21 protein-coding genes are annotated in these 21,678 nt (G+C 74.2%); 14 read left to right on the top strand and 7 right to left on the bottom strand.

Annotated features, from left to right (window positions below; translation table 11 throughout):
* Positions 1 to 440 precede the first annotated feature (440 nt).
* Positions 441 to 1,205 (bottom strand): TetR/AcrR family transcriptional regulator, encoded by a 765-nt coding sequence (locus O4J56_RS18000; protein ID WP_270687137.1) that lies wholly within the window; start codon positions 1,203 to 1,205, stop codon positions 441 to 443.
* 159 nt (positions 1,206 to 1,364) lie between these two features.
* Between O4J56_RS18000 and O4J56_RS17995 the strand changes: the two genes are divergently transcribed.
* The 10 genes from O4J56_RS17995 (at position 1,365) to O4J56_RS17950 (ending at position 13,127) form a co-directional block, all read left to right on the top strand.
* Positions 1,365 to 2,597, top strand: a complete 1,233-nt coding sequence (locus O4J56_RS17995) for a DUF418 domain-containing protein (RefSeq protein ID WP_270687136.1) — start codon at positions 1,365 to 1,367, stop codon at positions 2,595 to 2,597.
* Positions 2,598 to 2,678: 81 nt separating this feature from the next.
* Complete coding sequence (locus tag O4J56_RS17990) at positions 2,679 to 3,806, top strand: ABC transporter ATP-binding protein (protein ID WP_270687135.1); 1,128 nt, start codon at positions 2,679 to 2,681, stop codon at positions 3,804 to 3,806.
* Positions 3,803 to 4,624, top strand: coding sequence for an ABC transporter permease (locus tag O4J56_RS17985; protein ID WP_270687134.1), 822 nt, complete (start codon positions 3,803 to 3,805; stop codon positions 4,622 to 4,624). Before O4J56_RS17990 ends, O4J56_RS17985 begins: the two co-directional genes overlap by 4 nt.
* Positions 4,625 to 4,707: 83 nt before the next feature.
* The gene (locus O4J56_RS17980) at positions 4,708 to 4,938 is read left to right on the top strand and encodes a hypothetical protein (RefSeq protein WP_270687132.1); all 231 of its coding nucleotides are present in this window, start codon (positions 4,708 to 4,710) and stop codon (positions 4,936 to 4,938) included.
* A 1,558-nt stretch (positions 4,939 to 6,496) separates the two neighbouring features.
* Positions 6,497 to 7,111, top strand: coding sequence for a helix-turn-helix domain-containing protein (locus tag O4J56_RS17975; protein ID WP_270687130.1), 615 nt, complete (start codon positions 6,497 to 6,499; stop codon positions 7,109 to 7,111).
* Positions 7,108 to 8,163 carry a phosphotransferase family protein gene (locus O4J56_RS17970; RefSeq protein ID WP_270687128.1) on the top strand — a complete coding sequence of 352 codons (1,056 nt, stop codon included), beginning with the start codon at positions 7,108 to 7,110 and terminating at the stop codon, positions 8,161 to 8,163. The genes O4J56_RS17975 and O4J56_RS17970 overlap by 4 nt, the downstream gene beginning before the upstream one ends.
* On the top strand, positions 8,160 to 9,170 hold the full coding sequence (locus O4J56_RS17965; protein WP_270687127.1) for a T3SS effector HopA1 family protein: 1,011 nt from the start codon (positions 8,160 to 8,162) through the stop codon (positions 9,168 to 9,170). Before O4J56_RS17970 ends, O4J56_RS17965 begins: the two co-directional genes overlap by 4 nt.
* Positions 9,160 to 10,098, top strand: a complete 939-nt coding sequence (locus tag O4J56_RS17960; RefSeq protein WP_270687126.1) for a hypothetical protein — start codon at positions 9,160 to 9,162, stop codon at positions 10,096 to 10,098. Before O4J56_RS17965 ends, O4J56_RS17960 begins: the two co-directional genes overlap by 11 nt.
* Before the next feature lie 73 nt (positions 10,099 to 10,171).
* Positions 10,172 to 10,798, top strand: a complete 627-nt coding sequence (locus tag O4J56_RS17955) for a flavoprotein (RefSeq protein ID WP_270687124.1) — start codon at positions 10,172 to 10,174, stop codon at positions 10,796 to 10,798.
* A 214-nt stretch (positions 10,799 to 11,012) separates the two neighbouring features.
* Positions 11,013 to 13,127, top strand: coding sequence for a prolyl oligopeptidase family serine peptidase (locus tag O4J56_RS17950; protein WP_270687123.1), 2,115 nt, complete (start codon positions 11,013 to 11,015; stop codon positions 13,125 to 13,127).
* 64 nt (positions 13,128 to 13,191) lie between these two features.
* Here O4J56_RS17950 and O4J56_RS17945 read toward each other — a convergent pair whose 3' ends face one another.
* A complete protein-coding gene (locus O4J56_RS17945; protein ID WP_270687122.1) occupies positions 13,192 to 14,382 on the bottom strand; it encodes a sensor histidine kinase in 1,191 nt (396 codons plus the stop codon).
* A 252-nt stretch (positions 14,383 to 14,634) separates the two neighbouring features.
* Here O4J56_RS17945 and O4J56_RS17940 point away from each other — a divergent pair, with 252 nt between their 5' ends.
* The gene (locus O4J56_RS17940) at positions 14,635 to 15,291 is read left to right on the top strand and encodes a response regulator transcription factor (protein WP_270687121.1); all 657 of its coding nucleotides are present in this window, start codon (positions 14,635 to 14,637) and stop codon (positions 15,289 to 15,291) included.
* A gap of 369 nt (positions 15,292 to 15,660) precedes the next feature.
* Positions 15,661 to 15,804, top strand: coding sequence for a hypothetical protein (locus O4J56_RS17935; RefSeq protein ID WP_270687120.1), 144 nt, complete (start codon positions 15,661 to 15,663; stop codon positions 15,802 to 15,804).
* A 150-nt stretch (positions 15,805 to 15,954) separates the two neighbouring features.
* On the opposite strand, the gene O4J56_RS17930 is transcribed toward O4J56_RS17935, so the two are convergent.
* Complete coding sequence (locus tag O4J56_RS17930; protein ID WP_270687119.1) at positions 15,955 to 16,305, bottom strand: MerR family transcriptional regulator; 351 nt, start codon at positions 16,303 to 16,305, stop codon at positions 15,955 to 15,957.
* A 55-nt stretch (positions 16,306 to 16,360) separates the two neighbouring features.
* Here O4J56_RS17930 and O4J56_RS17925 point away from each other — a divergent pair, with 55 nt between their 5' ends.
* On the top strand, positions 16,361 to 16,924 hold the full coding sequence (locus O4J56_RS17925; RefSeq protein ID WP_270687118.1) for an RBBP9/YdeN family alpha/beta hydrolase: 564 nt from the start codon (positions 16,361 to 16,363) through the stop codon (positions 16,922 to 16,924).
* A 98-nt stretch (positions 16,925 to 17,022) separates the two neighbouring features.
* On the opposite strand, the gene O4J56_RS17920 is transcribed toward O4J56_RS17925, so the two are convergent.
* The 4 genes from O4J56_RS17920 to O4J56_RS17905 all read right to left on the bottom strand — a co-directional run bounded on the left by O4J56_RS17920 (position 17,023) and on the right by O4J56_RS17905 (position 20,984).
* The gene (locus tag O4J56_RS17920; protein WP_270687117.1) at positions 17,023 to 17,577 is read right to left on the bottom strand and encodes a cysteine dioxygenase family protein; all 555 of its coding nucleotides are present in this window, start codon (positions 17,575 to 17,577) and stop codon (positions 17,023 to 17,025) included.
* Between the two features lie 188 nt (positions 17,578 to 17,765).
* Positions 17,766 to 18,719: a LysR family transcriptional regulator gene (locus O4J56_RS17915; RefSeq protein ID WP_270687116.1), complete on the bottom strand. Its 954-nt coding sequence runs from the start codon at positions 18,717 to 18,719 to the stop codon at positions 17,766 to 17,768.
* A 320-nt stretch (positions 18,720 to 19,039) separates the two neighbouring features.
* Entirely contained in the window at positions 19,040 to 19,609 is a 570-nt protein-coding gene (gene cyaB, locus O4J56_RS17910; RefSeq protein WP_270687115.1) for a class IV adenylate cyclase, read from the bottom strand.
* A gap of 13 nt (positions 19,610 to 19,622) precedes the next feature.
* Complete coding sequence (locus O4J56_RS17905; protein WP_270687114.1) at positions 19,623 to 20,984, bottom strand: hypothetical protein; 1,362 nt, start codon at positions 20,982 to 20,984, stop codon at positions 19,623 to 19,625.
* 198 nt (positions 20,985 to 21,182) lie between these two features.
* On the opposite strand from O4J56_RS17905, the gene O4J56_RS17900 reads away from it, so the two are divergent.
* The gene (locus O4J56_RS17900) at positions 21,183 to 21,647 is read left to right on the top strand and encodes a hypothetical protein (RefSeq protein ID WP_270687113.1); all 465 of its coding nucleotides are present in this window, start codon (positions 21,183 to 21,185) and stop codon (positions 21,645 to 21,647) included.
* Positions 21,648 to 21,678: the final 31 nt, after the last annotated feature.

Raw genomic sequence — 21,678 nt, 5'->3', positions numbered from 1 at the left:
GCCACGACCGCGGGCGACCGCGCACCCCGCCCACCGCGCCGCCCACCCGGACCGCCCGCGGCCCGACGGACGGCAAGCAGGGCCGGGAAACCGCCCCGCTCACCCCGTCGCCGCCCTCCCCGGTGACCACGCACACGCGCCGCACCGACAGCGCTGCGGTGTAGGCCGCCGACCTCTCCTCGTCGCCGCCATCCACCCGACACCCCGGCGACCCGCCGCCCGGCCGGAGCCCGGAAGCGGGGTACCTGCTCGGCCGCCCGCCCGCACCGCGAAGACCCGACACATGAGACCGTCCCGATAGGGGCGAATTCCCCGAGGCGAACACCAGCACGCCCCCGCACCGCCGCTTCCTCGGTGATCCCGGGGAACCCGGTGGCCGAAGCCCCGACTCCCCGCCCCCGCCTCCCCGCAGCCCCCACCAATGACCTGGCGATCGAGCGTCAACGCCGGGCGGCCGCCGCCTCCACCGCTGCCGCGGTGCCGTCGAGGATCAGTTCCAGGCCGAACGCGAAGTCATGGTCGGCGGGGTCCTCCGGCGCCCCCTCCGGGGGGTGCTCGAACACCCCGGACGCGAACAGCCGTGCCGCGTCGGGGAACCGGTCGGGGTCGACGAACCGCGCCAGCGCCCTGCCGAAGTCGCGCTCGACGCCGGCCTGGTCCGTCCCGGCACCGCTCAGCCTCTCGGCCATCTGCCGCTCGGCCGCGCTCGTGCGCCGCACATACCCGGCGAGCACCATCTGGACGCCCACCTTGTCCCCTTCGTCCAGCCCGGTGCCGCGCAGGGCGCGCAGCCCAGCGTCCATCCACGCGATCGCGTTCGGGCCGCTCGGCGGCCCGGTGAAGGGCACGTCGGCGAGCCAGGGGTGGCGCCGGTGCACGTCCCGCAGCGCGTTCGCCCACGCGCGCAGGCCCACACGCCAGTCGTCCTCGGGAAGGTCGAGGTCGGGCGGGGCCCCGTCCGCCGCGTCCTCCATCAGGACGACCAGGTCGTCCTTGGACCCCACGTGGCGGTAGAGCGACATCGCCGTGACGCCCAGCTCCTTGGCGACCTTGGCGAGGGTGACGCCCGCCAACCCGTCGCGGTCGGCCAGGCCCACCGCCGTGCGCACGACGCGCTCCACGTCGAGCTCGGGCCGCCGCCCCAGTCTGCCGCCGGCCGACGGCAGCCTCCACAACCGCCTCAGCAGGGCGGGCACCTCGTCCATGCCTGGAACCTACCTCCCGTCGGGCCGAGGACGGGGGACAAGGACGGGGACAGGGACCGGGCGCGGCCCGCACGAGCCCGCCCGCCCCTCATTCGTTTACTTCATATAGTTTCTCTCGTATATTAATGACGTCCGCCGACGACCCCCGGGAGGGGACCCATGACCACCGCACCCGGCACCGGTCCGACCACCGGGGCCGCAGCCCGCCTCGGCCCCGTCCCGCGCTCCGAGCGCTCCCTCGCCCCCGACCTGGCCCGGGGCGGCATGCTGCTCTTCATCGCCCTGGCCCACACCGGGATGGCGCTCTTCGCCACGGTGCCCGCGTTCGCGCCCGACCCGCAGGGCCTCGAACGCGCCTACGACGTCTTCATGTTCACCGTCGTGCACGCACGCGCCCTGCCCCTGTTCGCGATCATGTTCGGCTACGGGGTCGTGCAGCTCGCCCTCCGCCGCCGGTCCGCCGGGCCGCGTGCGGCCCGGGCCGTCCTGCTGCGCCGCAGCGCCTTCCTGTTCGCCCTCGGCCTGGCGCACGGCGTCCTGCTCTTCTCCGGCGACATCCTCGGCGCCTACGGGATCATCGGCGCCGTGCTCACCCTGGTGCTCGTCGGGCGCGGCGAGCGCCTCCACCGCGTCGGGCTCTGGTACCTGGGGGTCGCCGCCGTCTACACGGCCGTGGTCGCCGCCATGGCCGCATGGACCCTCGCCGACGGCTCGGGCGAGCGGGCGGAGGTGCCCGTCAGTGCGTACTCCTCCGGCCAGGCGGCCACGTACGGCGCCGCCGTTGTGGAGCGCCTCGGCGAGTGGCCCATGACCACGCTCATGCTGTCCGCCATGCTCCTCCCCGCCTGGCTGGGCGCGTGGGCCGCACGGCGCCGGATCCTGGAGGAGCCCGCACGCCACCGCCGACTGCTCACGGCCGGGGCCGCCGCCGGTCTGACCGTCGGATTCGGCGGAGGCCTGCCCATGGGCCTGTTCAGCGCCGGGTGGCTGCACGCCGACGCGTCCGCGGCCATGTGGCTCAAGCTGCTGCACGAGTCGTCCGGCCTGTTCGCGGGCGCCGGCTTCGTCTGCCTCTTCGCCCTGGCCTCGCTCGCCCATGAGAACCGGCGCCCGGCGGCACCCGTGCGCGCCGCCGTCGGCGCGGTCGCCGCGCTCGGGCGGCGGTCGCTGAGCGGGTACCTGGTCCAGTCGGTGGCGTGGCTGGTGCTGTTCGCCCCGTTCGCCCTCGACCTCGGCGCCGCCCCGAACCCGGCGGCCACCGCGCTCGCCTCGGCGGTCGGGGTGTGGCTGGCCACGGTCGCCGCCGCCGCGCTGATGGAGCGCCGCGGCATGCCCGGTCCCGCCGAACGGGTCCTGCGCCGGTTCGCCTACGGGCGGCCCCGGCGGGCGTGACAGGACCGTCCGCGTTGTCACCCCGATTCGGTGACAGCTTGTTACTTACGTCCGTGAGAGCGGCGTCGCCACAGTGGGGTCATGCCTATTCCGCCCAACCGCGACGCCGCCGTGGACGTCGACGGCCTGAACTTCGCCTACGGGCGCTACCAGGCCGTCAAGGACGTCTCCCTGAAGGCCCTTCGCGGCGAGGTCTTCGCGCTGCTCGGAACGAACGGGGCAGGCAAGACGACGTCCCTGGAGCTGATCCAGGGGTACCGCCGCCCCGACGCCGGCCACATCCGCGTCCTGGGGCTCGACCCCTTCCGGCAGCGCCGGAGCCTCCGCCGCAGAACCGGGTTCATGCTCCAGGAGGCCGGGTTCCTCACGGAGATGACGGTGCGGGAGACGATCGAGCTGTGGGACTCGATCTCGGGGCGCCGCGACAGCGTGGACCGGGTCATGGACCGCGTCGACCTCGCCGGCCGCGCCGATGTCCGCCTCGACCAGCTGTCCGGCGGCGAGAAGCGCCGACTGGACATCGCGCTGGCGGTGTGGGGCGGCCCCGAGCTGGTGGTCCTCGACGAGCCCACGACCGGGCTCGACCCCGAGTCGCGCCGGCGCCTGTGGTCGCTGGTCGACGACCTGCGCGCCGCCGGGACCACGATCATCCTCACCACGCACTACCTGGAGGAGGCCGAGGCGCTGGCCGACCGCCTCGCCATCATGCACGAGGGGAGGGTCGCGGTCTCCGGGACGCTCCGTGAGGTCCTCGAGGCGCACCCGGCCACCATCAGCGCGCGGCTCCCCTCCTCCCTGGCGGACGACCTGCCCGCGCTCTCGGGGAGCACCACCGTGGCCGCCCCGGGCGGCGCCGACGACTCCGACACGCGCGCGCTGCGGGTCGAGACCTCCGCCCTACAGGCGGACCTGACGGTGCTCCTGGAGTGGGCCGACCGGCGCGGGGTCCCGCTCTCGGGCCTGCACGCCCAGCCCGCCACCCTGGAGAGCCTGTTCCACACCATCCGGACGCGGAGCGAGCGGCTGACGGCGGAGGCCATGGAGGCGGCGGACCAGGGCGCACAGGACACCCAGGGCGCCCACGGCACCGACGGAGACGGCGCCCGAAGCGGCGACGGCGGCGGAGACGGCAGCGAAGACGGCGGAGACGGCCGACAGGGCGCCGGGCACGGCGCCGAGAACGACGTGGAAGGGGTGTCGGCGCGATGACCGCGACCGCATCGCAGGCCACCGCGGCATCCGGGACCGCCGCCGACCGGGACCGCGGCCCCGGACGCGCGGCGCTGATGCTCGCCCTCACCCGGGCGGAGCTGAGACTGCTGATGCGCCGCAAGGGCGTGCTGGCCGTGGCCCTGTTCCTACCCCTGATGCTGGTGGGCATCTCCTACCTGGGCTCCCGCCCGGAGGGCCCGGCCCAGTGGGGGGCCACCCTCGGCGTCTACTTCATGTACGCGCTGATGATGACGCCGTACATGAGCACGACCACCCAGCTCTCCGCCCGCCGCGACACCCTGGTCTACAAGCGGCTGCGCACCACCGAGCTCGACGGCGCCGAGCTGATCGCGGGGAGCATGCTGGCGATCGCGGTGCTGAGCGCGGTCCAGATGGCGCTGATGTTCGGCGTGTTCACCCTCACCGGGGCACCGCTGCCGCAGAACCCCGCGCTGGTGGTCGTGGGGGCGCTGCTCGGGCTGGTGCTGGCGCTGGTGCTGGCGGCGTTCATCGTCGCCGTGACCGGCAGCCACGAGCGCGTCATGTTCACCATGATGCCGCTGCTCATCCTGGCCGTGATCGGCGCCCAGCTCATCGACTACCCGGTGCAGGCGGTCGCCTGGGCGGCGATGCTCGTCCCGATGGTCCCGGCCGCCGACCTGATCGCCAAGGGGTTCGGCGGCACCGGGGTCGGGGCGGCGGACCTCCCGGTGCCGGTGGACCCGGTGGTCGCCGACCTGCTCCTGCTCGTGGCCTGGACCGCGGTGGCCCTGCTGGTCACGCGGCGGACCTGGCGCTGGGAGCCGCGCTCCTGACCCGCGCGCGGCGCCCGGCGCCCGCCCCGACCGCAGACCGTGGGCCGGACCCGCGTCCGGCCCGGACCGAAAGGTGATTCCGCATGGACTTCTTCTACGCCCTCTCCGGTGTCAAGCTCAGTGCCACCCTCGGCCAGGAACTCCTCGTCCAGGTGATCACGGTCGCCGTCATCGGCGGCGTCGTGTTCCTGCTGGCCTCGGACCGCCCCATGGTGCAGATCGCGATCTACGCGGCCCTGGTCCTCTACGCGGTGGGCCGGCTGGCCGCGGTCGCGTTCGTCCGGCGCGGCCACCGCCAGACCACCGGTTCCTGAACCCGCCGCCGGGCGTGCCTCCGTCCTGCGCGCACGGCCGGGCTCCCCGGGGTCCCTGACCCGGCCCCGCCAGGAGCCCACCGCCCGCCCCCCGACCCCGGGCGGTCCCGGACGGCGGCCCGTGGCGCACCCTCCCCGCGCCGCGGGCCGCCGTCGTCCCGGGCGGGGCCGGAGCACGGCCCTCCGACTCCGGAGCGAAGCGCACGCCCGCCGCAGCGCGGGAAACGGCCCTGCCGGATGACCGGCGGGGCCGTCGTCGTGTCACGGGCGCGTCCGGTGCCCTGCGGCGCCACCCCCGACAGGCCGCACAGGCCGCACAGGCCGCACAGGCCGCACAGGCCGCACGGGCCGCACACGCCGAACGGGCCGCACGGAGGCAGAGCGCTTTTCCACTGACGGAGGCGGCCGGATGCGGCCCGATTGCACCGCCGGAAGGCCCTTTCGCAGTCCTTCGCCGCTCCGGTAATGCCGCGCACCGGAATGCCGAGGCCCCCGATCCCGCGACCCGCACCGGGATGGGGTGTGGGCCGATGCCGTCCGCCCCGGTACTTTCGGATTGGACGATCGGGGAACGCGAGTGTATATGATGAACCCCTCGCATTCTTCCGCCCGCCGCCCCTCGGGGAGCGGCGCACGGAGCCCTGTTGTAGCACAGTCGATCATCGGCGAAACAGGGACCCCGTGTCACGGAAACAAATTACCGTGTAACATGACACCTACCGTAATCATGTGCGTTTGTTCCGTGACACCCCTTATTACGGTCACCGCGAAACCGAATCCGCCCAGGGCGCTCCGCCCATCCGGGGCCGCCGCCGGAACACCGCGCACAAGCCGTCGCCGGGATCGCCCATCCGCATCGAAATCGCGGCACACCCCCGACTGACCTGCGGTGACGGCACCGTCGCCCGTCCACGAGACGGCCTCGCACCGCCACCCGGCCACGCCCCCCGTTCCCGGATGGCGGCTTTATCCCGCACGAGTCCCCGAACTTCTTCCCGCGGCATCCACCCGCCCCCGCATTTCCATTCCCCGCACCCCTGACCACAGGTCCCGAACCGGTCACACGGACGCCCCTCGCACCCGACACCCCCACCGAGGACCTCTGCGACGGCCCGTTCACCTGGCGTGATGCCTCCAGGTCTCCGGCCACGCCGACACCGGCGGCGACCCGAGCCCCGCCCGCCCCGACCGGCCACCGGGGCACGGCCGCCCACCGGACGGCGCCCTCCGCCCGCAATTCCTGACACGGTAATCGCCCCGGCCGCACGGGGGAAGGGCAATTCCTCCGGGCCCGAAAACACCACTTGAGCACCGCCGTGGGGTGGGTTAGCTTGGGCGCCGCCGGGGTCACCGCCGCCACGTCGAATCGAACCGATGATTTCCCCCCTCCCCACCCCGAACGTCGGTGCCGACGCGGCCGGAATCCCTTCACACTGTGGACGACTTGGTATCGGTTGGTGACGATAGTGCTCTGCCGTCGGGGGTATCGATGACTTCTCAAGGGATATCGATTGACCGACCGCCTGAACAGCTGCAGGCCCCCGCTCTGCATATCCGAATGGACGTGCTCCTCGACTCTCTACGGAAGAACCGCCCCCGGGAGATCCGCATCTTCCACCCCGCCTCCGCCGGGGCGGCCACCCTGCTCTCCGCGGTGACCCGGCGGGCGCTGTCCTCCGGTTCGCAGGTCCGCATGGTGGTCGAGCGCCGTTCCGGGGCCGAACCCGGGCTGCCCCGGGCGTTCCGGACGCAGTGCCGCGCCGGCGCCAGGATCCGCACGGCGGACTCGGTCCCGCACTGCCTCGTCCTGCTCGACCGGACCATGGCGGTGCTCGCCTCCCAGGGCGCGGGCGAGCCGCAGTGGGCCACCCTCGTCCGGGAGCGGACCATGCTCTCCGGGCTCTCCACCCTGTTCGACCTCGTCTGGGCGTCGGCGACGCCCGCGGACGAGGTCCCCGAGGCCCCCGGGCCCGAGCCGGAGGCGCTCTCCAACGCGATGACCCGGCAGCTCATCCTGCTCCTGAGCGAAGGCCTCAACGACGAGGACGCCGCCCGGGAGCTGGGCACCTCGCTGCGGACCGTGCGCCGGCACGTCGCGGAGATCAAGGAGATGGTCAACGCGAAGAACCGGTTCCAGACCGCGGTGCGCCTCACCAAGAGAGGACTGCTGTGACGACCACCCTCGCGTCGCCCGGCTCCGGGCCGCTGTCCGACGCCGACCTGCGGTCCGTACTCGACCGCGCCGAACCCGTCCCGCTCCACCCGCGCGTCGCCCGGGCCGAGCACCGGGGCCGGATGTTCGTCGTGAAGCATGCGCGCCGCGCGGGCGGCGGGCGGGACGCCCTTCGGCACGAGCGCGAGGCGGGGGAGCGGGCGGCGGCGCTGCGCCTGCCCGACGGCGCCGCCCTGTGCACGCCCCCCGTCTGGCACGACCCCGATCGTCTGGTCTTCGCCGCCCCGGAGGGGCGCACCACGCTGCAGGACCTCGTCGCCGAGGGGCGCGGGGCCGAGGAGGCGCGCCGGTGCGGTGCCGCCGCGGCCGCGCTGCACGGAGACGACGGGCGCGGCCTGCCGCCGGCCGTACCGGAGCGGCCGCGGCTGTTCCCGCTCCGGGTGGCCGAGTACGCGACCACCTCGGACCAGGTCATCGCGCTGCTCAAGCAGCTCGACCGGCACCCGGCGGCGCGGGACGCGCTGGCGTCGGTCTCCGAGCGCCACGCCCCCGGCGCCGGGTCGGTGTTCGTGCACGGCGACTTCAAGCCGGACAACATCCTGGTCAGCACCGGCACCGACACCGGCGGCACGGACGGGATCACGGTCATCGACTGGGAGCTGGCCGGCCGCGGCGACCCGCACGAGGACCTGGCGGCTTTCCTGGCCGGGGCGCTCTCGGCGTCCCTCCAGGCCCGTGTGCACCAGGTCCACCAGGACCGGGCGGCCGACGTCCGCGCGGCCATCGAGGGGGCGGCGGGCCAGTCCTTCGGCCTCCTCTCCGCGATGCTGGACGGCTACCGCGCGGTCCGGCCCTGGTCGCCCGACCCGGAGCGGCTGCTCCTGCTGACGGGCGGGCGGCTGCTGTGCCGGGCCCAAGCCCTCGCGACCGTCGGCAGCCAGGTGGGCACCGTCCCCACGGTGCTGCTCCGCGCGCTCGCCGCCATGCTCGGCGACCTGCCCCGGGCGGTCGCCGGGCTCCGGGCGGCCCTGGACGAGGGGGGCGCACGATGACCGCCTCCCCCGTCCCCGCCCCGGCCGGCGCCGCCTTCCCCGACCCCGCCACCCTGCGCACCTGGTGCGACCGGGTTCGCGCCGTGGTCGCGCCCGAGTCCGCCGCCGCCCCTGCGGGCCGGTGGCTGCGCGCCGCGACCGGGGATGTGAGCGAACCGGCCGCCCACCCGCGCGGCGTGCCCACCCTGCGCAGTTGGCTGTACCGCGACGTCCACCTGGCCGGACTGCACTCCGAGACCGCCACGCCCGACGCCGACGCGGCCGCCGCGGCCCTGTTCGCCGAGCTCGCCACGGGCACGTGGCGCGACCCCGGGTGGACCGTCGAGGGCGAGGCGCCCGGAGACGGCGGCCCCGGGACGGCACCGGACGCGGTGGTGTCCAAGAACGGCGTGCGCCTGCGCGCCGCCCCCGAGGAGCTGCACGTGGGCGCCGACGGCGGCACCGCAGAGGTCCTACTGCCCCGCGCCCGGCCGGGCGCCCTGTTCGGCTGGTTCGGCTATACGGGCCCGGTCGGCCCACCCGTCCGCCCCAAGGCGCGCCTGTACCTGCATCCGCCTTCGCTGGCCGACCGCGGCGTCATCGGGCCGCTGCTGGAGGCACTGGAGCGGCTGGAGGCCCCCTGGCAGGCCAAGGCGGCGACGCGCGGGGCCGGAGCCCCCCGCCCCGACTCCTTCGTGGTCTACCTCCGCGCCGCCGACGCCGGCCGCGTCGCGGCAGAGCTGGCCTCCTCGGGCCTGCCCGAGGTGCTGGCCGACCCCGTCCCGGGCTTCGCCCTCCGCATCGCGCAGGGGGTGGGCCTGGCCGTGCACCCGCCGGGCCTTCCCGGGGGCAGCTTCGGCGTCCGGCTGGCCGACCTGTTCGCCCGGACCCTGGTCGAGCACGGTACCGACGGCCTGGAGGAGCGCATCGGCGCGGCGCTCCACCCCGCCCCGGAGGCTCCGGCAGCCGAGGCGGGGCTTCCCGAGTCGGAGCGCCCCGAGGAGAGGAGCGAGGTCCGTGTCCCCTGAAGCACCGAGCACCGCCCGCCCGCCGGTCCGCACCGTCGAGCCGTCGGCGGGCGGCTGGACGTGGCGGATCCCCGCACCTACGCCTCCCGGGTCGGCCCTCCCGGCCCCGGCGGGCGAAGGACCCGAATGCCCCGAAGGGCCGGTGCGGTTCATCGCGCCGTCGTACGAGCCTCCCGCCGGGCACCCCGGTTCCGCCCCCTCCCCCACAGGCACCGAGGTCTTCAGCGGTGTGCGCGGGCACGGCTCGGTCGCCGACGCGCTCCGTGTCCCCGACCCGCTCCCGCCCGAGGCCTTGACCGGCCTCCCCGAAGCCGTGTTCCGGGGCATCATGGAACGGCCGCGCCGCCCCTTGTCCCCGTCCGGGGACGACCCCGCGGATATCCCCAGCCTGTGGACGGCGGTCCAGGACTTCCTGGACGAGTGCGAGGACGCGGGCGTCCGGCAGGCGGCCTCGGTCCGCGCCCACCTCGGGGACGCGCCGCCGGATCCGGTGTTCTCGGCGCACGGGGTGCACCGGGCGCTGGGGCTCGGGCGCCTCGTCGTCGCCGAGCAGGACGGGCGGCCCCGGTACGACGGCGTCGACGTGCTCCTGCCGTCCGCCCCCGCGCCCCTCCTCCTCGACACGTGCAGGGTGCTCGGCGAACTCGCCCTCACCGCGCAGCTGTTCACCGCCGCGGGCAAGGCGAGCGCGCCCTCGCTGGCGCGCCTGCTCCGCGCGTTCGAGGCGCTCGTCTCCCGGGAGGGGCCGTTCCCGGCCGATCTGCTGCGGCGGGGGACGGCCGTCCTGATGGTGGACCACGCGCGCAGGCTGGCGGCCCAGGCAGGGCTGGACGCGCGGACCGCGGCGCTGGAGATGGCGGTGGTCGTCGCCCTGCTGACGGCGCCCGCCCCGGCCCACTCGACGGCGTCCCCGGCCGCACCCGCCTGACCCGCGCCCCCGGCGGCGGATGCGGCCCGACCCGACGCGCGACGACGAGGACGAAGAGAAGGAAGCCTTGCGCATGAATCCCCCGAAGATCACCCTGCCCCGCGGAAACGTCCTGCTCGTCGGCGCGGGCGCGCTGCCCGTCGCCCTGCTCCCCGGCTGGGTGCTGTACCTGCGCCAGCTCTACGGCTGGCAGGTGCGGGTGTGCCTCACCCGTTCGGCGACCGGCCTGGTGGCGTCCGACGCCTTGGCCGCGATCTCCGGCCGCCCCGTGCTCGGCCCGGAGTGGCGCCCGGCCGGCGGCACGGTCGAGCACCGTGAGGCGGCCGAGTGGGCCGACCTGGTGATCGTCATCCCGGCGACCGGCGCCTTCATCGCCAAGTGCGCGGCGGGCATCACCGACAGCCTCGCCCTGGCCACCGTCGGGTTCACCGAGGCCCCCGTGTTCATCGTGCCGTCCCTCGGCGGGCCGCGGCTCCGTGCCAAGGCCGTGCAGCGCAACCTGGCGGCACTGGAGGAGGACGGGTACCACGTGCTGCCCACGGAGACGGGGACCTCCGCGCACACCGGAGCCGACGACCTCGGGGCGATGCCGTCCATCTTCACCGTCCTGCGGACGATCGCCGAATCCGGCGCCGTTCACGCGGGCGGCGCGGAGCCGGAGCCGCACGCCGCCGCCGAGACCGCCGAGGGGGCCGCCTGATGCCGGTGCCGAGCCGCGAGGCGGAGCGCGGGCCGGTCCTCATCGGGTCCATCGGGTCCGCGGCCGCGCAGGGGCGCGAACAGCACGTCGTCCCGCCGCCGGGCCAGGGCGATGGGCCTCCTGGGCCACCGTTGGCAGCCGCATCCGTCCCCGCCCCGCCCGCGCGGCCCCATCGCCGCGAACGGCCGGGGCGCACTCAGGAAGGCAGGGCCGCATGACCGGAGCGCCGCAGGCCGCCTCCCCCGTCGTCCCGCCGCCCGACCCCCACCGCTGGCTGGAGGACGGCGCCGACCCGGCCGTCGGCGCGTGGGAGGCCGGGCAGGCCGCCCTGCTGGACCGGTCGCTGGGCCGCGACGGCCTGCGGGACTCGGTGCGCCGCGCCCTCGCGCCGTACCTGGAGGTCGGCGGGTACACGGCCGCGGGCTGGCACGGCGGCCGGGTCCTCTACCTCCGCCACGCGCCCGACCGCGACCTGCCGGTGCTCGCCAGCGCCGAGGCCGCGGGGCCGCAGGAGGACGCGTCGGCCCGCACCGTCTTCGACCCCGCCGTGTGGGACCCGTCCGGGGACACCGTCCTGACGGGCTGGTCGGCCGCGCCCGGCGGCGGTCCCGTCGCGGTGACCCTCGTGTCGGCCGCCGGGGGAGACGGCCGCGTCCTCGTGCTGCCGCCGGGCGGGGGCGACCCGCTCGGCCCCCCGCTGACCGGCTGCCACCCCGCAGCGCCGTCGTGGCTGCCGGACGGATCCGGCTTCGCCTACATCAGGGAGGCGCGCGACGGCGGCCGGCTGCGCCGCTGGGCGGCCCTGCACCGGCTGGGCGCGCCTCAGGAGCAGGACGCGGACGTCGCGGCGGGGGCGGCGGACTGGACGGCGCAGCGGACGCAGGTCGACCCGTCCGGGCGGTGGCTGCTGGTGCAGACGCGCGGCGCCAAGGGCACCGCGGTGTGGGTCGGCGGACTGCCGGACGGCGCGCGCCGGGCGCCCGGAATGGCGGCGGTGCACGCCGCACCCGCGTGCAGCGCCCGGTTCCGGCGGGCGGGGGTGCTCGACGTGCTCACCGAGCACAGGGCCCCGCGCGGGCGGCTGCTCAGCGCCCGGCTCGGCGAGGAGCACCGGTGGGAGGAGGCGGTCGCCGAACGCCCGGACGCGCACCTGGTGGACGCGGTGGCGCTCGGCGGGACGCCGGAGGCGCCCCTGCTCACGGTCTGGCGCGAGGACGGCTCCTCCCGGATCCGGCTGCACGGCGGGGACGGGGAGGACGGCCCCGGACGGGAGGTCCCCCTGCCCGGGATCGGGACGGTGGCCGCCGTCGCCCCCGGCCCAGACGGTCGGGAAGCGCTGATCGAGTGGACCGACTTCACCACGCCGCCCTCGCTCCTGCTCCTCCGGCCGGACGGGGGATCCGGGGACGGGGGCTCCTGGAAGGGCGGAGCCGTACGCACCGCCCTCACCGCACCGGGGGCCGCCCGGCCGGGGACGGTCCGGTGCGAACGGCTCCGCGCCACCGCCCCGGACGGGGCCCGGATCGGCGTGTTCGTCATCGGCCCCCCGGAGGACGCGGGGCCGGCGCCGACCCTGCTCACCGTCTACGGCGGGTTCGGGCTGACGCTCACCCCCTCGTTCTCCGCCGCCGCGCTTGCGTGGGCGGCCGCCGGGGGCCGCTGGGCGATGGCGGCGGTGCGCGGCGGCGGCGAGGAGGGGAGCGCGTGGCGGGAGGCCGCGCGGGGCCGCGACAAGCACCGATCGGTGGGCGACCTGCACGCCACGGCCGACCACCTGGTCGCGGAGGGCGTCGCCGAGCGCGGGCGGATAGCGCTGCTCGGCTCCTCGCACGGCGGGATGCTGGCGGCGGCGGCAGCGGTGGACCGGCCGTCGGGCTATGCGGCGGCGGTGTGCACGGCCGCGCCGCTGGACATGGCGCGCTTCCCGCGCTGGGCGGCGGGGCGGGCGTGGATCCCGGAGTACGGGGACCCGGACGACCCGGAGGACCTGGCGGCGCTGCTGCGGTACTCGCCGCTGCACAACGTCCGGGACGGGACGGCCTACCCGCCGATGCTGCTGACCGCTTTCGAGCTGGACCTGCGCGTGGACCCGGCGCACGCCAGGAAGTTCTGCGCCGCCCTCCAGGCGGCCGCGCACTCCGCTCGGAAGGGCCCCGCCGGACGCCCGGGGGAGCAGGACGGACCGGAGGACCCGGGCGCCCTTTACGCGCTCCGCCCGAGTCTGGGCCACACCACAGGCGCGGCGGCGGCCCGCAAGGCGCAGGCGGGCGACGAGTTCGCCTTCCTTTCCCGCGCGCTGGGCCTGCCGGAGCCGCCGCCGAAGCCGTGACGGCTGGGGGGCCGGCACCGGTACCGCCGCTGGGACCGGCGCCGGTCGCCCGTCGGACCGCCGCTCACAGTGAGGGCGGGGCGGCGGGCGCGGGCAGGCGGGCCGTGAGGGTGAAGTGGGATCCGCGCGCCTCGGCGCTGAGCTCGCCCCGGTGCTCACGGATGTGCCGCCGCAGACTCTCCAGGCCGGTCGGCGGCTCGTCCAGAGGGTAGGGGCGCGCCGGCCCCTCGGCCGCCCCGTCGTTGCGGACGACCAGCACCACGTCGTCGCCGTCCCGCTTCAGGCGGATCTCGCACACGGTGGCGCGGGCGTGCCGGAGGATGTTGGTGACCGCCTCCCGGACGACCCTGCCGAGCGTGTGGGACAGCTCCTCGGGCATGTCGGCGAAGGGGCCCTCGGCCTCGCAGCGGATCGACGCCGACTCCAGCAGGCGGCGGGCGGTGTCCACCTCGTGCGCGATCTCGGTGGTCTGGTTGGCGCGCACAAGGTTGCGGACGTCCCGGACGGCGCCGCGGGCCACCTCCTGGACCTCGCCCAGCTCCCGCTCGGCGCGCTCGGGGGCGTCCCGCACCAGCCGGGAGGCGAGCTCGCTCTTGAACGCCACGACCTCCAGTGCCCGGCCGAGGATGTCGTGCAGGTCCTCGGAGATGCGCAGGCGCTCCTCGGCGACGGCCAGCCGCAGCGTCGACTCGTTGGCGTCGACGGTGCGCTGCCACAGCACCGGGCCGGTGGACTCCCAGTAGGCGAGGAAGCCGACCGCCAGGACGCTGGTCACCGAGTAGCGGAGGGCCTCCTCGGTGCTCGATCCGGGCGCCACCACCGCGTACACGCACACGCCGGTGGCCAGGGCGATGGGGACGATGTGCGCGGCGAGCCAGTGGCGGGGGCGCATGGTGACCACGTCGGCGGCGGCGATGCCGGGCAGCAGCAGCCAGAACCAGGGCGCCTGGGTCTTGGCCGTGGCGAGCGTCATGGCGGCGATGGCGATGGCGACCAGGGTCCACAGCAGGACGGTGCGGTGGAGGCCGACGGGCGGTGGGCCGCCCAGGCCGATCACCATGGACCGCAGGATGGAGAACCCCAGCAGCAGGACCACGAGCACGGCGATGGGGACGGGCTCGGCGTCCGCGGTGACCAGGGCGATTCCGGGGAGGATCAGCGCGAACGCCGAATTGAGGTACTGGTGCCGCTTGATGTAGCGCAGGACGACGCGGTCCGGGGTGGGGGGACCGGCGGCGGGCTGGTGAACACGCATGGGACCCGTTCCACGAGTGGGCGTTTACAGGGCGATGGTAGAGCGGCGGCGCCGGTGGGAGCCGGGGGGGAATTCCGGCATTCGCGCGGCCGTCCCGGATGCGAGCGGTATTCGTCTCCGGCGCGCGCCCCGGGACATTCCATTCTGTCCGATCCGCAGTGCGGAAGCCGCCCGCCCTCCCGACGACCGATCCGTGAACAGGGGCTGGAGTACCATGGCGTATCGGCGGGTTCTCCGTTCCCGGGAATTGTCGTGCGGGCGATCCCCGCGCGGCACGGTCGGGCGAGAAGTGAGGGGGAAACGGCTCTGATTCGCGTACTGCTGGCCGAGGACGAGGCCATGACCCGTGAGGCGATCGCCGCCCTCCTCGACCTGGAGCCCGACATCACCGTGGTCGCCCAGACGGAGGACGGGTCGGCGGCGCTGGCCGCCGCACTGGAGCACACGCCGGACATCGTGATGCTCGACGTGGAGATGCCGGAGGGCGGGCTCGCCCTGCTGGAGAAGGTGAAGAAGCACCTCCCGGACACCCGGTGCGTGATCCTCACCCGGCACGCCAGCCCGGGGGCGCTGCGCCGCTCGCTCAAGGCGGGAGCGGACGGGTTCATCGCCAAGAACAGTTCGGCGAAGCTGCTGTCGAACGTGCTGCGGCGGGTGGTGGACGGCCACCGGTACGTCGACCCCTACCTGGCGGCCGACGCGCTGGCCGAGCCGTCGTGCCCGCTGAACGAGCGGGAGCTGGCGATACTCGCGCAGGTCAGCCAGACGTCCACGACGGCGGACATCGCGCGGAACCTGCACCTGGCCAACGGGACGGTGCGCAACTACCTGTCGGCGATCCTCGACAAGCTCAACGTGCGCTCCCGGTACGAGGCCGCGGAGCTGGCGCGCGAGCAGGACTGGATCTGACGGAGGGCCCCTCGGCGCCGTTCGGGCCGCGCGGCAGTGCGGCTGTGCGGCTGTGCGGCCGCCCCACCGCGTGGCGGTCATCCCGCCCGCGCCGCGCCGTCATCCCCGGGGGTGACGGCGGTGCCGCACCCGTCACTCTCCGACGCCCTCCGAATACCCTGAGGTCACCGTTCGCAGGCCGGAGACCTGGGAGAACGGCCGCCGAGGGCGGCCCGGGACACGTCACGTGGCACCAACGTGCCAATCTCCCGCATTCGCTTGGATTCGTCCCCGCGACCCGTGATGCTGTTCATGTCCGGACAAAAAGAGATAACCCGGCACAGGGGAAATTCACCCCGGTGCCCGGCCCCACTACTTAAGGAGTCCGACATGGACCAGCTTTTCGGTGACCTGGACCTGCTCGCCGCCGCCGGTGCCGAGGCGGCCGACGTGACCGTCGCCATGGACGAGAGCGTCGACGCTCCGACCACCGTCCCCTGCGGGATCACGATTTCCATCACCCTGGACTGCTGAGTCCTTCCCCGATAGGGGAACATGCGTCTCGGCCTGTGGTGCGGGCCGTGACTGAAAGGAAGGCCGCTCACCGCTGTACGGCGGTGGGCGGCCTTTCCGTGCTCGACTTCCGGAATGGCGCCCGGCGGGAGCGGGGGGCGCGGGGGGGCGTCAGCCCCCGGCCGCGAGGGCGCCGAGGCGGTCGCGCTTGTCCTCCAGGGCGGCCCGCTGCTCATCGAGGCGGGCGGCGATGCCGTCGACCTCGGCGCGCAGCGCCGGGCACATCTCCAGGGTCACGCCGTGGTCGCCGCTCCTCGCGCAGTCGATGTAGCGGCGGACGGTGCTCGTGGGGAGCCCGGCGTCGATCATGGTCTTGATCTGGAGGACCCGGACGACGTCGGATTCGGCGTAGACCCGGTAGCCGTTGGGGTCGCGCCCGGGGACGAGGACCCCGCGCTCCTCGTAGTGGCGCAACGCGCGCGCTGAGACTCCGGTCCGCGCGGCGAGTTCGCTGATCAGCACCGGCGCTCCTTCGACTTGACCTTCACGCTGACGTGAACCCCTACCGTCCGGGGGCATGGCACCTAAGGCAACCGAACGACGTGCATCCATCTTCCACGGGTACGGCGCGACGCCCCAGGACCACTGGTTCGGGTGGCTCGCCGAGCAGATGGAACGAGTCGGCATCCAGACCGAGGTCCCCGCCCTGCCGGAGTCCGCGTCCCCGGCCCCGGACGCCTGGGCCGCCGCCGTGGCGGAGGCGGTCGGAGTGCCCGACGAGGGGTCGGTGGTCGTGGCGCACAGCCTCGGGTGCCTGGCCGTGCTGCGGTACCTCGCCTCGCTCACCGGGCCGTGGCGCCTGGGGAGGCTCGTGCTCGTGGCGGGGTTCGTGGACACCCTGCCGGCGCTGCCCGGCCTAGACGGCTTCATCGGTGACGGGGTGGATCCGGCAGGGGTGGGGGAAAAGGTCGGCTCGCTCACTGTGCTGCGGTCCGACGACGATCCGTACGTTCCCGCCGGGCACACCGACCGTTTGGCCGACCTCTTGGGAACGACGGCGCTCATCGTTCCGGGCGCAGGCCACTTCCTGGCCGACGACGGGGTGACGGCTCTACCGCAGGCACTCGACGCGCTCGTGTGAGGCCGCGCCCCCTCCCCGTTGATCTCGGGAAAAGCGCCCCTACCAGCACGGTTTTAGCGTCGATTCTCCCGAGATCAACGGGGAGGGCCGTGGGGCACTCAGGCGTCGCGGATCGCCAGGTCGTAGACCCGCCGGACACTGGAGCCGAGGCGGCCGATGTCGGCGCCGTACACGTGGATCGACACGGCCGGGCCGTCGCCCGCGTTGGCCACCCGGTGGATGTCGCCGGGCGGGGCGAAGCCGCAGGTGCTCCCCGCGCCGTTCACGGTGGCGCCGACGGGGACCAGGTGGCGGTCGCCCTCGGGCCCGGCGAGGGCGTAGCGGGTCTCGTCCTCGGCGCCGATGTGGACGCCGGTGACGCACCAGGCGACGTGGTCGTGCACGGGGGTGCACTGGCCGGGGAGCCAGACCAGGGCGACGACGGAGAAGGCGCCGCCGGGCTCGACGTGCAGGACGTGCTGGGTGTAGGCGTCCGGGTCGGCCTTTAGGGCGGAGGCGGGGAGCAGGTCGGGATCGGTGAGGAACGGGGGCAGTGCGTCGGCGACCAGCTCGGCGGTGCGGCCGGGGGATTCCCGCCGGTTCACTGCGGCGCGGACGGCGCCGACGAGCGCGTCGAGGCGGGGCGTGGTCGCGGTTCTGGAAGCGGTGGACACGGCTGCTCCAATGCGGTGGCGATCGGATGCGCGGGCGTCCACGACGGCGGTCTTCCGGGGTCGCCGGGAGGCCGTCGTGCCGTGTTCGCGCTGCCCCGAGCCTCGCCCTGTGGGGACCGAAAATCGACGGCGACTTGTTCAGCCGGTCCCAAGGCGCCGCTTATAGGAGGCGATCGCGGGCGCCGTCGTCAACCGGCCATCGGGCCGTCGCCCGTGACCCCGACCGTGCCCGCCCCGATCCGCCGTGCGGTGTCCTCCAGGACCTCCAGGAGGAGGCGCGTCGCGGGGATGCGGGCGTACTCGCGCAGGGTGTAGGCGGCGACGGTGCGGTGGGCGGGCGGCTCCACCCGGCGGCCGACGACGCCGGGGTGGCGCAGGCAGGACAGGACGAGGCCGGGCATGCAGGCGATCCCGGCCCCGGCGGCGACGAGGCTCTGGACGGCGAGGTTGTCGTCGGTGGTGAAGGCGATGTCGGGTTCGAAGCCCGCGGCGGCGCAGGCGGTGACGAAGTTGCCGCGGCAGCGGGGGCACCCGGCGATCCAGCGCTCGTCGGCGAGGTCGGACAGGTGGACGCCGCGCTTGCGGGTCAGCGGGTGGTCGCGGGGCAGGACGATGACGACCGGGTCGTCCAGGAGCGGGACCGCGAGCGTGTCCTCCTCGGCGACGCCGTCGGGGAGGGCGACGGTGCCGCCGTAGCCGAAGGCGATGGTCACGTCGCACTCCCCGGCCTGGAGGGCGCACAGCGAGCCCGGGGGCTCGGTCTCGACGAGTTCGACGCGGATGCCGGGGTGCTCCTCGGCGAGGCGGGTGACGGCGGAGGGGACGAGGGTGGCGCCCGCGCTGGGGAAGGTGCAGAGGCGGACGCGGCCCGAGCGCAGGCGGCGGACGGCGGCGATCTGCTCTTCGGCGGCGGAGAGGTCGCGGAGGATGCCGGAGGCGTGGCGGAAGAGCATGCGCCCGGCATCGGTGGGGCGCAGACGGCGGCCGACCCGGGTGAACAGGGGCGTCCCGGCGGAGCGTTCGAGGGCGCGCATCTGCTGGCTGACGGCGGGCTGGGTGTAGCCCAGCTCACGCGCCGCCGCGGAGAAGGACCCGAGCTCCACGACGGCGTGGAAGGTCCGCAGATGGCGGGTGTCGAACATGCCGGGAGTATAAGAATCCGTTGGAGAGCCGCTAAGGGGCCTTGGACCGGCCTTTGGTCCCTGCGGCTTTGCACCTCTGCCCTCCGGTCACAGAGACGGCACCGCCCGACCGCAGGAAGGACGCCTCGCGACAGTCCTCTCAACCCGATACGCAACAGCGGCCCCTATCGGGGCCCTGTTCCTCCCCTTCCATCCCCACCGTCCGTAAGTGGGTGGTCACCGCTGCTTGGCGGGCCCGCCCCACCCCAACGCGCGCGGTGGTGCCGGGTCACGGTCATCAAGACACCGCTTGCCCTAAGCTCCGCCTCTCGTCGACGCCGCTATCCCAGAGGCGCCGCCTGCATGACCATGTCGCGATACGGAAGGGACGCGACCGGATAGCCCACCAGATCCAGCTCCTCCTCGATCCGCTCCAGGCGTTCGGACGCCCCCTCCGCGTCGGCGGCGACCACTTCGACCTCGGCGAACCACCCCACACCGGCGATCTCGTCCAGCACCACCGACAACCCCTCCTCCCCAGGACGCCGATAGACGGTGCGGGACTTGTCCACGCGCGCGAGGTGGACCATCCCCAGCGCGTCCATGAGCCGGAGGGCCGCCTCCTCCTGCCCCGGCCCCAGCGCCACGTTCGTCTCCGGCTTGGTGATCACCCCTTCCACGGTGGTGGAGGCGTCGGAAGCGGGCTTGTAGGTGATCTCGGCGAAGCCGCCGCGCCTGCGCACCCGCAGGCACTCCACCGTCTCCATGAAGTCCACATCGGGGCGCGAGTAGTAGTCGTCGGTCTCCCGCGAGGTGGCCGACGCCGTCCAGCCCACCTGTGCAAGCCGGGACCTGACCCGATCGGCTCCGCCCCTCAGAACGCGCTTGCGCTCCACTTCCACCATGTCCATAGGGGGTTCCTCTTCATATGCGGTCACTGATCACTGAATGGACCCGGGCAATGCTGTTCTTGCTGCACACCCTCCGCAGAGCGCCCATCGCCTCGGTAAGGCCGACGGCGTCGCCAAGATCCACACGTGAGAACAGAATGAGCTGCTTGGCGTCGGTCAGCGGCGCCGACAGGCGCTTGCGCAAGTACCGGTTGTAGTAGCGGCGCGGCTCACGTACCACGTCGTCGGCGTCGCGAGGGAGTATCACCGCGTCGGCGCCCTGATCCGCCGACTTCACCGCCATGTCGGCCACAAGCTCGTCCACGGTCATGTAGGCATAGGTTTCGCGCCCTTCTCGGACACTCCACTCCTGCCACACCTCGGCCTGTTCGCCGCCTTGCTCGACCAGCGTCAGGAACTCCGTCAGCGCCGCGTCCGTGCAGTCGTCGAAGATGTCGCCGTCCACGGTGAAATGGTCGCCGTAGGGCTCGCTGACCGCCAGCAGCATGGCGTAGTGCTGTCGAGTGAGGCTTCCGTCCTCGAAGAGCCGGTAGTGAACGCGCTTGTGGCCGGAGGCCGCGTCGATCCAGTCGCCCGCCGACAGCCCCTCCAGGGCGGGGACAAAGCCGAGCGCTCCGCGACGCCATACGTGGTCGCGGGCGGTGATGTAGTGCCGCTGGATCTCCCGGATCACCCCGATCGGCGCGGAGACGATCGCGGCCTTGCGGGGGTCCAGGCGCTCGGCGGGGACGATGCGCGAGTCCTGCCGGACCACCACGTCGTCGCTGGCGTGGTGGTAGGGGTGGGTCCCCTCGGCCAGGTACCCGGGCACGAACATGCGGATGAACTGGATCCAGGACCGGTGTTCGTAGACTTGGACGGCGTGCTCGTGCAGGGACGGCGCATCGACCGCGTACACGTCGCGGTAGGCGAAGAACCCGCCGGGCGCCAGCGCCCGGGGCAGGTTTCGCATCATCGTATGGATGCCGCCGTACCCGCCGCCGTAGGAGTACAGCTCATGCAACAGCGCCGAGGCGGACACGACGTGCGCGGGCTCGGGGATCAGGTCGCACAGGTCCTGTGCATGGCCTTGCTTGAGTCGGCAGGTCCCGACCCGGCCGAAGGTCTTCATCGCGTGCGCCAGGCTCTCCGACTCGACGCCGGGAGCCTCGATCAGCGTCAGCTCCACCGCGTCGCGGGGCTCCTCCTCGGCCAGGAGGTCAGCAAGGTGGGCGACAGCAGCGCCTCCGCCAGGGCCGATCTCCACCATCCTCAGTGGCCCCTCAGGGCAGCGCTGGACGGCGCGGTACATCATCTTCGCCTTCTCTGCCCCGTGGGCGTTGGCGGCCAGGTCAAGGTATCGGGGGTCGGACTTGTGGTGCGTGGCGAACGGCATCGATGGTCCACTCCTGCGCTGGTGGGCAGTCCGCCCGCCGCCCACCCCATGCTGGTCGAGCGGCGGTGTCATCGCGTCCTCCTCCACACGACGACGGCTCTCAGTTCCTCCGAGTCAACGCCGCCAGGGGCGCGCCGCCAAGCGGACGGGCGCCTTTCAAGCGCTTAACGCGCTTAACCGATGGGCACGCAAGGGGGTATGGACGCTGAGGGCAACCCCCGCCTCGCGGCCGCCATCGCCGAATCGGGTCTCTCGTACGCGGCCCTGGCCTTGCATGTGCGGCGTGTCGCCGCAGAGAACGGCACCGAGGTGCGCACCAACTCCGCCGCTGTAGCCCACTGGGTGCGTGGAACCCGCCCCAAGCCCGTCACCGCCGCCTACCTCGCCGAGGCGCTCTCTCGGAAGCTCGGCCGACTGGTGACCGTCACCGAGATGGACCTAGGCTCATGCGACGGCGGCGTGCTCCCCGAGCCTACTGGGGACCCTGCCCGCGACCTGGCTGTTTTGGGGAGGACCGACGTGGATCGACGGGACTTCATCACCGCCGTGGCCGCCGTCTCGGCGCCGCATTCCCAGCGCGCGGCCACGGCGCGGCGGCACGGTCGGCTGGGTCGGAGTTGGGACCGTACCCGTGCTGAGGGAGGGCTTGTCGGGCATTGGTGACGGCGGAAACACGCTGGCATGAGCGATGTCG

Origin of the sequence: Nocardiopsis endophytica (assembly GCF_027706725.1) — a bacterium.
In the GTDB taxonomy this organism is placed as follows: domain Bacteria; phylum Actinomycetota; class Actinomycetes; order Streptosporangiales; family Streptosporangiaceae; genus Nocardiopsis_A; species Nocardiopsis_A endophytica.
Note: the sequence above shows the minus strand (reverse complement) of the source record. Positions and strands in the feature narration are given on the sequence as shown.

Excerpts from the sequence above, each read along its gene's own strand:
- O4J56_RS18000 (WP_270687137.1), bottom strand. The coding sequence starts at position 1,205 with ATGGACGAGGTGCCCGCCCTGCTGAGGCGGTTGTGGAGGCTGCCGTCG.
- O4J56_RS17995 (WP_270687136.1), top strand. The coding sequence starts at position 1,365 with ATGACCACCGCACCCGGCACCGGTCCGACCACCGGGGCCGCAGCCCGC.
- O4J56_RS17990 (WP_270687135.1), top strand. The coding sequence starts at position 2,679 with ATGCCTATTCCGCCCAACCGCGACGCCGCCGTGGACGTCGACGGCCTG.
- O4J56_RS17985 (WP_270687134.1), top strand. The coding sequence starts at position 3,803 with ATGACCGCGACCGCATCGCAGGCCACCGCGGCATCCGGGACCGCCGCC.
- O4J56_RS17980 (WP_270687132.1), top strand. The coding sequence starts at position 4,708 with ATGGACTTCTTCTACGCCCTCTCCGGTGTCAAGCTCAGTGCCACCCTC.
- O4J56_RS17975 (WP_270687130.1), top strand. The coding sequence starts at position 6,497 with ATGGACGTGCTCCTCGACTCTCTACGGAAGAACCGCCCCCGGGAGATC.
- O4J56_RS17965 (WP_270687127.1), top strand. The coding sequence starts at position 8,160 with ATGACCGCCTCCCCCGTCCCCGCCCCGGCCGGCGCCGCCTTCCCCGAC.
- O4J56_RS17955 (WP_270687124.1), top strand. The coding sequence starts at position 10,172 with ATGAATCCCCCGAAGATCACCCTGCCCCGCGGAAACGTCCTGCTCGTC.
- O4J56_RS17950 (WP_270687123.1), top strand. The coding sequence starts at position 11,013 with ATGACCGGAGCGCCGCAGGCCGCCTCCCCCGTCGTCCCGCCGCCCGAC.
- O4J56_RS17945 (WP_270687122.1), bottom strand. The coding sequence starts at position 14,382 with ATGCGTGTTCACCAGCCCGCCGCCGGTCCCCCCACCCCGGACCGCGTC.
- O4J56_RS17935 (WP_270687120.1), top strand. The coding sequence starts at position 15,661 with ATGGACCAGCTTTTCGGTGACCTGGACCTGCTCGCCGCCGCCGGTGCC.
- O4J56_RS17925 (WP_270687118.1), top strand. The coding sequence starts at position 16,361 with ATGGCACCTAAGGCAACCGAACGACGTGCATCCATCTTCCACGGGTAC.
- O4J56_RS17915 (WP_270687116.1), bottom strand. The coding sequence starts at position 18,719 with ATGTTCGACACCCGCCATCTGCGGACCTTCCACGCCGTCGTGGAGCTC.
- cyaB (WP_270687115.1), bottom strand. The coding sequence starts at position 19,609 with ATGGACATGGTGGAAGTGGAGCGCAAGCGCGTTCTGAGGGGCGGAGCC.
- O4J56_RS17905 (WP_270687114.1), bottom strand. The coding sequence starts at position 20,984 with ATGCCGTTCGCCACGCACCACAAGTCCGACCCCCGATACCTTGACCTG.
- O4J56_RS17900 (WP_270687113.1), top strand. The coding sequence starts at position 21,183 with ATGGACGCTGAGGGCAACCCCCGCCTCGCGGCCGCCATCGCCGAATCG.